The organism is Acetobacterium sp. (genome assembly GCF_036508315.1).
Classification (GTDB): domain Bacteria; phylum Bacillota; class Clostridia; order Eubacteriales; family Eubacteriaceae; genus Acetobacterium.
Genome location: NZ_DATCHP010000012.1, coordinates 1 through 9,363, shown reverse-complemented (window position 1 = coordinate 9,363; position 9,363 = coordinate 1). Strand labels below are relative to the sequence as shown.

The following is a 9,363-nucleotide window of genomic DNA, read 5'->3' as shown; positions in this document are numbered from 1 at the left end:
TACAACAGAAATAATGAAAGCGCTTAATGTCATAGTTGAAACTTGTAAAGGTGCGGATGGTAGTATAAACGGTTTTGTGAGTGTACCGGAAAGTGATATGTGCATCAATGGAATGTTCTTAAACTATGCATGTTATTTCGGTATAGAGGAAGAAAAAATAAAATCTGTCGTGGATTTTGTAATAAGCCAACAAATGAAAGATGGCGCTTTTAATTGTCGGCTTAACCGATATGGGGCCAAGCATAGTTCGATGCATACTACAATTAATACTCTTGAGGGGATACTGGAGTATATAATTCAAGGGTATGGCTATAAGCGGGAAGAGCTGATTAAAATTGAAGTGGAAGCACGTGAGTTCCTTCTCCAACATCATTTATTCCGATCAGATAGAACCGGCAAGATTATTAATCCTGCTATGCTGCATATAGCATATCCTACACGCTGGAAATACGATATTCTGCGTGCACTTGAGTATTTCCGCAAAGCGGAGGCTTCATACGATGAAAGAATGCAGGAAGCACTGGATGTAGTTTACAAGAAGCGTACAAGTGATGACCGTTGGAAAGTACCTGCGCATTATCCAGGTTCTGCAGTGCATTTTGAAATGGAACAGGCAGGAAAAGTCAGCCGCTGGAATACGCTCAGAGCTATGAGGGTTTTAGATTATTTTAATGATATTAAGTGAGAAAAAATTATAGAGGAGAAACACATGAAAAACCCCTTATCCACCCTTTCCAAACAGGAACTATGGCGGCTTTTCCCGATCATCTTAAGTCTTCATCAAATCATCTGGAAAGATGCATATCGTGAGGAAGAAAGCGGTCTCATTCAGATCATCGGTTCTGAGAATATCGCTCGGATCAATCATTACGGGAGTACAGCGGTTCCGGACCTCATCGCAAAGCCGACCATCGATATCCTCCTTGAGATCGCTGAAACCTGTGATACGGATAAGCTAATGGAAACTTTGATCGAATATGGATATCTCTGTGCTCATCAGCCAGATGATCCTTCACCTCACATGATGTTTATGAAAGGTTATTCGTCCCAGGGCTTTGAGGGACAGGCCTTTCATCTCCATGTCAGGTATAATGGAGATTGGGATGAGCTGTATTTCAGAGATTATTTAATAGCTCATACTCCCGTGGCCAGGGAATATGGGGAATTAAAACTGAGCCTACTGGAAACCTATCGATATGACCGGGATGGGTATACAAATGCCAAAACCGAATTCATCAAAAAATATACAGATAAGGCACAAAAGGAATTCCCTAATCGATATAATCCATTGGAAAAATAACCGGCTTTTGAACAGTGAACATCCTGTGAAGTACTAGTTCTAACTGCGGATTTACAATAACAGAAGACTACGGGTTTTGCCTGTATGCCAATTCGGTTTCTCTTTTGGGATGGAGATGATGAACTTCCTCCACAGGCAACAATCCTGTTTGATGAAAAGATCACAGATTAACTTGAAAAGACCGAGGTAATGAGCAAATCGAAAGGAAATAAAAGAAATGAAAGAATATAATTGGGCGGTTTTAGGATGTGGAGTAATAGCCAATGAATTGGCAGAATCTATAAAAAAACATGGTAGAAAATTATACGCTGTAGGGAACAGGACATATGAAAAAGCATTAAAATATGCGGAAAAGTATGATGTAGAAAAAGTTTATGATGACTATATGGACATGTTTATGGATGATGAAGTTGATATTATTTATATTACAACACCTCATAATACACATATTCAGTTTTTAAGGGAAGCATTGTCAAGAGGCAAACATGTTCTTTGTGAAAAATCAATTACATTAAACAGCGATGAATTAGAAGAAGCAATAATGCTGGCGAATGATAAAAATGTAATACTTGCAGAGGCAATGACTTTATATCATATGCCTTTATATAAGAAACTTGATGAGATCGTGAAGGGGGGGCGTATGGGTGATATTAACCTGATTACCATAAATTTTGGCAGTTATAAAAAGTATGATATGAATAACCGGTTTTTTAACCGTAATTTAGCTGGTGGAGCGATGTTGGATATAGGAATTTATGCGCTTTCTTTTGCTAGATGGTTCTTGAAATCAAAACCAGAAAAAATTGTGAGTCAAGTTATGTATGCACCTACAAAAGTGGATGAACAAGCGACTATTTTGTTGATGAACGACGAGCAGCAAATGGTAACGATAGCACTTTCATTGCATTCGAAACAGCCGAAACGAGGTATGATTTCATGTGACAAAGGATATATTGAAGTGATGGAATACCCTAGAGCAATGGAAGCAGTTGTTACATACAACGAAACAGGAGTGAAGGAGATTATTCAGCTGGGAAATACCCAAGATGCATTGTGGTACGAATTTGAAGATATGGAAAAGGCGATTACAGGAAAGAAAAATCATATGCATCTGGATTACACAAAAGACGTTATGGAAGTTATGACTTACATTAGAAAAGAATGGGGAATGAGCTATCCCGAAGAAGAATGAGCTGGATTTATATAACCTCAGAACGGCCTTTGTCGCACAGTTCAATAATTTGAAAACATGAGTCTCAGCATAACCAAAGGTATATTCACGATGGTCACAGGTGTCTTTGCCCAGGAATTTAAAGATGCCATTATTGTTGATCAGTCAGGAGACAGTGGGAACCTGCGGCCGAATACCGCCACTTTCACAGGAATTATGGATGTGATTCGCAAATTATTTGCGGAAGAAAATAAAGTCAGTTCAGGCTTGTTCAGTTTTATTTCGGCTTATTAAAGCAATATACACCCAATCCCAGACACTGAAATTGAGTGCATATTGCTTCATTAACATTTCTTTTAATTTTTTTTATAAAATAACACGAACCTCAAATTTTTCCTGGCATCTGGGACATTTTACCGTATTTTTTCCTCGCTTAACTGGCAACTGCAATGTCTTTTTGCAATTGGGACATTTACGGTAACGGTGTACTTTGATTTCCTTGATTCTCCGAAAGAGCATTCGTGCTTTTCTTTTTATCGGATACCAGATTTTTAAAAATTTCTTGTTTTCCCATGCACGCCTGCTGATATTTCTGGAAAAGCTTCTTAAAATCAACAGGAGAATAACTCCATTTGACAATAACATAAGAATCAATGAATCAACTTTTAAATTAACCAGCATTAGCACCATCGTCAATAATAATAAGGCATAATAAAGTTGATCGATACCATAACGGCCAGACATAAATTTCACTAACTTTTCTTTAAATCGTTCCAAATTCATTGTACCTCCATATCTTTCAAAATATTTAATGTCTTAATTGTAACTGTTAATTATTATATTTTGTTTAAACAATTATGATAAAGACAATGTATTTATTGTAGTTGCACCCTATAATATAGGCGTTTTTAATCCAATGAATGCATTAATCCAAGCCAGAATGATAATCGCAAGGATACCCAGTATTATTGCTCCAATCAGTTTACCACGATTAAGTTTTGCGACTTCTTTAAAAAACAGGACGTATAAAGTGGCTTTCCAAATTAAAATTCCCACAAAAACCACATTAAAGAACATTGCCCAAATGATGCTATTTCAAAAGAGAAAAAAATAGTTTTCCGTCACGGCAACAATGATGGCACACAAAAGGGTAGGGAAATAGGAAATTCCCCAGGTCCGAATATAAGTTTGTAAAGTGGTCAGACTGCCGAAAATTTTTCCGATTATCCAAAATATCGTACAGATAAGGAGATAAGTTCCTATTCCGGCGGCTGATAGCCAGACAATCTGAAGACCGTCGATGGGTTTTGCTACTCCTGTCCCGTTAACAAAAGTCTGCAAAAGGGGATCGAATATGGTGACAACACCAATAGTTAGAGCTACCAGTATCCAGGAGACCTTTCTATTCCCACGCTTAAAGGCATCTGCGGGTTTGTTAAGTGCTTCTAAAAATAAATTCATATCAACCTCCGAGTATCTTCAGAATAAAATGGGTATAATTTGCACCAAAAATTAAAGTACAGATTGATGTTTGAACAAAGGCCGCCCCAAAAGCAAAACGCCAGGGATAATTGATTACCAAATTTTTAAATGGGCTGGTGGTGAGTTTTGGTTGGGTCATTGAATTTGATTCAATAGCGTTAAGAATCCCATTATAAATACGAACTTTTTGTTCATCGGTAGGCTTTGAAACCGTGTCTAAGGTTTTAAAGGAATCTTCAAAAAATTGTTTATCTTTTTCCATGACTAAACCTCACCTTCTTCTATTTTCTGATACTGCTTCTGGAAAGCAGATTTTGCACGTTGTAAAACGCTTTCCACGGCTTTATTGGATTTGTCTGTGATTTTTGCAATTTCTTTAATGCTTTTCCCATCAACGTATTTAAGCAGCAAAGTCATTATATAATGATCGGGAAGCTGCCTCAGGCATGCCAGAATTTGTTGGCTTTGACATGTTTCTATTATTTTTGTTTCAATATCATGAGGAAGGTCCACCAAATGATTGACCATTTCATCACTTATGCTGTAGAATTCCATACTTCTTTTATAATGGGTTCGGTAATAATTGAACACCTTGTTTTTAGCTATTTTGTAAATCCATGTTCTTTCGGAGCATAAACCTTTAAAGTGATCCAATCCTTTAAAAACATCAATAAAAATTTCCTGGGTCACATCCTCTGCAGTCACTTTATTTAGGCCGGTTCTTAAAAAGACATATTTATAAATTTCATCAATATGGGTTGTATATAATTTGGAAAAACGTTGATCCTTTTCACATCGCCTCATGACGTTACCTCATTTAATAGTGATTAGTTGTTCAGTTAAGATCTCATTTCTAAATAATATTTGAAGTTTTAAATTGCCTGCCGATACTTTATCAGCTGCCAGAGAATAGACAATGACACCGTTTTTATCGGTGGGCATTTCTTTTTCCTCAGATTTTATTTCCTGATCATTCAAAAACCATTTGGCTTTATATTTCATGCCTTTTGGAGACTCGATAAAATACACGCTGGCATACAATGGGGTTTGAGCTGAAAATTCCGATGGGGAATCTGCTTTTTCAAGAGCCACCTTTTCTTCATAAGGTTGGTTGGCAATCACAAGATGCATTATGGTAGTTGTTTGCAGTAGAAGCTGCGATTTAATTTAAACCGTAACTGGACTAAAGTATTTATATGCGGTAGAATAATGAAGATGCTTTATTTAGGGCGGAAAGCTACATATTGTCGATTCAAAATACACCGTTGCTAAAATCACTCCTCCATATAAAAAAGTGGATGAATTTAATTTTGCGATTTATTCGAACGGATCTTATATAAAGCGATTTAACCGATGAATAAATAGTTTTTTAATGAATTTTGGTTGGACGTGTAGAGATTAAAAATGGGAGTGAATTGCTTATGGCGAATAATGATCTTACAATGAATAATGAAATATTTGTAGAAAATGAAGATAAGGCGAATCAATATGCGGCTAAATGTTTAATAATTGTTGCTGCTATTGTTGGAATAGTATGGATTTTAAATTCTATCAATTTTTTTATTATTTCAAAAATGCTGATGAATATAGCCATGCCGATAAGCATTGTATTATTTCTATTACCATCGTTGCTGATTAAAGTGATTGGCGGTCAAAACTGGTATTTGAAATACCTCATTATGACATGTACCATCCTGGGAATAACCATTCTTTCGACGATGATGACTTTGCATACTGTGCTTGCATGGATATGTCCGTTATTGATTTCCTGTCACTATTATTCAAAAAAATTTACAGGGTGGACTTTGGCCGGGAGTATTGTTTTTATGACCATTGCCATTTTCGCTGGTCTGTATTTTGGTTTGTGGGATTCAAATATGATGCTGGAAATGGATGGGGTGGAAGAGCGGGTTATCACAGGCAGTATTTTAATCAGAACACTTAAATTCTATTATTTACCTCGTGTATTTATCTTAGTGGCACTATCACCCATTTGTTTTACTTTGGTGAACCGTACTCGGGAACTTCTGAATAAACAGAAAAAGGACAATGAAGAGAAACAACGTATTTCAGCTGAACTTAATGTGGCTACAGAGATCCAAACATCCATGCTTCCTAGCATCTTTCCGGCCTTCACTGATAGAAAAGAATTTGACATTTATGCAACAATGCAACCGGCGAAAGAAGTTGGCGGCGATTTCTATGACTTTTTCGCTATTGATGATGATCATTTGGCAGTGGTGATTGCGGATGTGTCTGGTAAGGGTGTTCCAGCAGCGTTATTTATGGTGATTGCTAAAACGCTGATTAAAAATCATGCGCAGACTGGCCTTACGCCGGCAGAAGTTTTTACAGTAGTAAATGCTCAGCTTTGTGAAAATAATGATGTGGGCATGTTTGTCACGGCTTGGATGGGTGTGTTGGAAATTTCAACGCATCATTTCATTTGTGTGAACGCAGGGCATAATCCGCCGCTGCTAAAAAAAGCAGATGACAGTTTTGAATATCTGAAGTTGCAATCTGGTTTTATACTTGGGGGAATGGAAAATATTAAGTATAAACAGGTAGAAATGCAGCTGGCAAATGGTGATGAATTGTATCTCTATACCGATGGTGTGACCGAAGCAACGAATACCATCGATGAATTGTATGGCGAGGAAAGATTGCGATCTGTACTTAACAGCAATACTGAGTTAAACCCTGATGAGCTGCTGTCAACTATAAAAAAAGATATTGAGAGTTTCGTTAATGGAGCGCCTCAATTTGATGATATTACTATGGTCGCCTTAAAAATCGGAATTTAACTTTATCTGCGGCACCTGGGAGACAGAAGAGAGCGCCGGGCTTGATCCATTCGGTTTTGACGAAAGGATATGCCGAAGGGCTGCTTCCCATAGGAGTAGAGGTGGCGAAGCTTAGGATATCCGAGCCGCGGACACATTCTTCAAGAGTATCGACGACGATAATTTCTGTGAACTGCGGGCATTTTTCCTTGACATATTCGATATGAGATTTCATTGCTTATTTATGGTTACAATATACCATGGATTGAATAAAAGAATAGTAAAAAATGGCACGGATTTACATAAAAATAATACAATATTTCAATTGAATGCGACTACGCCATCAATTCGACGGTTTCCCATCAATCAAACTCACTAAATAGGAGTCCTTTGTTTTTTTGGGAAACGAATACATATTGAATGGGATTATCTTGCCCATTAACTTAAGTATAATGTTTAAAAGCTTAAAAAAGGTGTATAATATAACAATGACATATAATAAGTGGAGGTATATTTATGAATAAGTTACAGTTAGAACGAATGAAAAATGATAACGGTTTTATTGCGGCACTGGATCAAAGTGGCGGCAGCACACCAAAGGCACTTGCGATTTATGGAATTTCAAAAGAAGCCTATGCTGATGACGCTGAGATGTTTGAATTGGTTCATGACATGCGATCAAGGATTATGAAAAGCCCAGCCTTTACCAAAGAAAGAATTCTTGGGGCTATCCTATTTGAAAAAACAATGGATTCAAAAGTAGATGGGAAATACAGTGCTGATTATCTTTGGGAAACGAAAGGAATCTTACCAATTCTGAAAGTGGATAAGGGGTTATTGGATTTAGAGAATGGTGTTCAATTAATGAAACCGATTCCTAATCTTGATGCATTGCTCATTCATGCTAAAGAACGTCATATCTTTGGTACTAAAATGCGTTCAGTCATAAAAGAAGCGAATGAAATAGGAATAAAAGCAATTATTGACCAACAGTTTGAAATTGGTAAAGTCATCGCAGCTGCGGGTTTGGTACCAATTTTAGAGCCGGAAATAGATATTCACATGAAAGATAAAAAAGCAGCGGAAGTCATTCTCAAACAAGAAATACTCGAACACCTGAAAACATTGGATGCAAACTGTCTGGTAATGTTTAAACTTACCCTTCCCGATGCAGATAATTTCTATGAAGAGATCATAAAACATCCCAATGTTGTAAGAACTGTTGCACTATCTGGAGGATATTCCAGAAAAGAGTCAAATGAAAAACTGGCAAGGAATCCTAAACTGATTGCAAGTTTCTCAAGGGCATTAACCGAAGGCCTTAATGTTAAACAAAGTGAAGCAGAGTTTGACACGATGTTAGATGAATCGATCCAATCGATTTATGATGCATCAATTAAATAAGACATTATTAGAGCATCCCCGAAATCACAAACATTTCGGGGATGTTTTTATGCGCTTAATCTGTCGTTAGTGGCAATGAAATGATACAATATTTCCATTCAGTACGACTATCTATTTGAAAGTATTTTTGAGAGGAGCATTAAATGAACGATTATTTTATCAGAGCGCTAAGGCAAGAAGAAATACCTCTACTTTCTAATTTTTTATATGAAGCTATTTTTCAAAGAGATGAGAGAAATTTGCTGCTAAGGGAAGTGATTAATCAACCAGAGTTAAGTGCCTATATTGATGGATTTGGTAAAGAAGGTGACCATTGTTTGGTTGCTGAATGTGATGGAAAAGTTGTAGGAGCAGTCTGGACCAGAATAATGGCAGGGGAAGTAAAAGGATTTGGAAATATCGATGCGGCTACCCCTGAATTCGCTATTTCACTTTATAAAGAGTACCGCAATATAGGTATTGGCACCAACCTTATGAGAAGTATGCTTCTATTATTGAAGGAATATGGGTACAAACAGGCTTCTTTAGCTGTTCAAAAAGATAATTATGCAGTAACGATGTATGAAAAAGTTGGTTTTGAAATTATTGAGGAATTGGAGCAAGAGTATCTGATGCTTTGTAAATTAAAATGATATTTTATCAGGGTTAAGGGTATCAATAAATCACAAGGTAATAACATCAAAAAAGAGCAGGAAAATGTATGGAAAAGAATATGTGCAGGCGATTATTCAGAGAAATTTTGGATTACGGCAAATGCCCTTGAAAGTTTGGTAGTTTAAAAAAAAATGAGGTGAAAACGATGCAGGAAGTAAATATTGTTACGGAAGTCAATGCTCGAAAGTGTCTTATTATTGTCTACTCCTATCATCACAAAAATACGGCTAAAATTGCAAATGTATTTGCAGAGGTATTGCATGCCCAGGTGAAAACACCTGAGCAAGTAGTGTTGGAGGAACTCCAGGAATATGACTTTATTGGCTTTGGTTCAGGCATAGACAGCGGAAAGCACTATAAACAGCTGCTTGATTTGGCAGATCGGCTGCCGGAGGTAAATAAGAAGTCATGCTTTATTTTCTCTACAAGTGCAATCATGGGAAAGAATAAGGTTGACAAAGATCACTCACTATTAAGACAGAAGCTGCAGTCTAAAGGTTACATAGTGAAAGGTGAATTCAGTTGCAAGGGGTTTAACACCAATCTCTTCCTTAAATACTTTGGAGGAA

Annotated in this window: 15 protein-coding genes; 9 read left to right on the top strand and 6 right to left on the bottom strand. The window is 36.9% G+C overall.

All coding sequences use genetic code 11. The features are described from left to right. The 5 genes from VIK44_RS01720 to VIK44_RS01705 all read left to right on the top strand — a co-directional run. Nucleotides 1–685 (top strand): hypothetical protein (locus VIK44_RS01720; RefSeq protein ID WP_331552114.1); only part of this gene is annotated, 685 nt, incomplete at its 5' end. Between the two features lie 24 nt (nucleotides 686–709). Further along, nucleotides 710–1,300 carry a GrpB family protein gene (locus VIK44_RS01715; protein WP_331552113.1) on the top strand — a complete coding sequence of 197 codons (591 nt, stop codon included), beginning with the start codon at nucleotides 710–712 and terminating at the stop codon, nucleotides 1,298–1,300. Between the two features lie 84 nt (nucleotides 1,301–1,384). Then, nucleotides 1,385–1,471, top strand: a complete 87-nt coding sequence (locus VIK44_RS14190) for a DUF3786 domain-containing protein (protein ID WP_414637039.1) — start codon at nucleotides 1,385–1,387, stop codon at nucleotides 1,469–1,471. 37 nt (nucleotides 1,472–1,508) lie between these two features. Continuing rightward, nucleotides 1,509–2,492, top strand: a complete 984-nt coding sequence (locus VIK44_RS01710) for a Gfo/Idh/MocA family oxidoreductase (protein ID WP_331552115.1) — start codon at nucleotides 1,509–1,511, stop codon at nucleotides 2,490–2,492. A gap of 90 nt (nucleotides 2,493–2,582) precedes the next feature. Beyond that, entirely contained in the window at nucleotides 2,583–2,765 is a 183-nt protein-coding gene (locus VIK44_RS01705) for a hypothetical protein (protein ID WP_331552112.1), read from the top strand. 72 nt (nucleotides 2,766–2,837) lie between these two features. On the opposite strand, the gene VIK44_RS01700 is transcribed toward VIK44_RS01705, so the two are convergent. The 5 genes from VIK44_RS01700 to VIK44_RS01680 form a co-directional block, all read right to left on the bottom strand. After that, nucleotides 2,838–3,254, bottom strand: coding sequence for a hypothetical protein (locus VIK44_RS01700; protein WP_331552111.1), 417 nt, complete (start codon nucleotides 3,252–3,254; stop codon nucleotides 2,838–2,840). A gap of 312 nt (nucleotides 3,255–3,566) precedes the next feature. Next, the gene (locus tag VIK44_RS01695; RefSeq protein WP_331552110.1) at nucleotides 3,567–3,932 is read right to left on the bottom strand and encodes a YIP1 family protein; all 366 of its coding nucleotides are present in this window, start codon (nucleotides 3,930–3,932) and stop codon (nucleotides 3,567–3,569) included. Nucleotide 3,933: 1 nt separating this feature from the next. Then, the gene (locus VIK44_RS01690) at nucleotides 3,934–4,215 is read right to left on the bottom strand and encodes a hypothetical protein (RefSeq protein WP_331552109.1); all 282 of its coding nucleotides are present in this window, start codon (nucleotides 4,213–4,215) and stop codon (nucleotides 3,934–3,936) included. Nucleotides 4,216–4,217: 2 nt separating this feature from the next. Then, complete coding sequence (locus tag VIK44_RS01685) at nucleotides 4,218–4,757, bottom strand: RNA polymerase sigma factor (protein WP_331552108.1); 540 nt, start codon at nucleotides 4,755–4,757, stop codon at nucleotides 4,218–4,220. Between the two features lie 9 nt (nucleotides 4,758–4,766). Then, complete coding sequence (locus VIK44_RS01680) at nucleotides 4,767–5,075, bottom strand: hypothetical protein (protein ID WP_331552107.1); 309 nt, start codon at nucleotides 5,073–5,075, stop codon at nucleotides 4,767–4,769. 299 nt (nucleotides 5,076–5,374) lie between these two features. On the opposite strand from VIK44_RS01680, the gene VIK44_RS01675 reads away from it, so the two are divergent. Further along, nucleotides 5,375–6,757, top strand: coding sequence for a PP2C family protein-serine/threonine phosphatase (locus VIK44_RS01675; RefSeq protein ID WP_331552106.1), 1,383 nt, complete (start codon nucleotides 5,375–5,377; stop codon nucleotides 6,755–6,757). Here VIK44_RS01675 and VIK44_RS14185 read toward each other — a convergent pair. Then, the gene (locus VIK44_RS14185; protein WP_331552105.1) at nucleotides 6,729–6,971 is read right to left on the bottom strand and encodes a hypothetical protein; all 243 of its coding nucleotides are present in this window, start codon (nucleotides 6,969–6,971) and stop codon (nucleotides 6,729–6,731) included. The genes VIK44_RS01675 and VIK44_RS14185 overlap by 29 nt on opposite strands. Before the next feature lie 281 nt (nucleotides 6,972–7,252). On the opposite strand from VIK44_RS14185, the gene VIK44_RS01665 reads away from it, so the two are divergent. The 3 genes from VIK44_RS01665 to VIK44_RS01655 all read left to right on the top strand — a co-directional run. Continuing rightward, nucleotides 7,253–8,140, top strand: a complete 888-nt coding sequence (locus VIK44_RS01665) for a fructose bisphosphate aldolase (protein ID WP_331552103.1) — start codon at nucleotides 7,253–7,255, stop codon at nucleotides 8,138–8,140. A gap of 143 nt (nucleotides 8,141–8,283) precedes the next feature. Next, nucleotides 8,284–8,772 (top strand): GNAT family N-acetyltransferase, encoded by a 489-nt coding sequence (locus VIK44_RS01660; RefSeq protein ID WP_331552102.1) that lies wholly within the window; start codon nucleotides 8,284–8,286, stop codon nucleotides 8,770–8,772. A gap of 167 nt (nucleotides 8,773–8,939) precedes the next feature. After that, a partial coding sequence (locus VIK44_RS01655; protein WP_331552101.1) for a flavodoxin domain-containing protein occupies nucleotides 8,940–9,363 on the top strand: 424 nt, incomplete at its 3' end.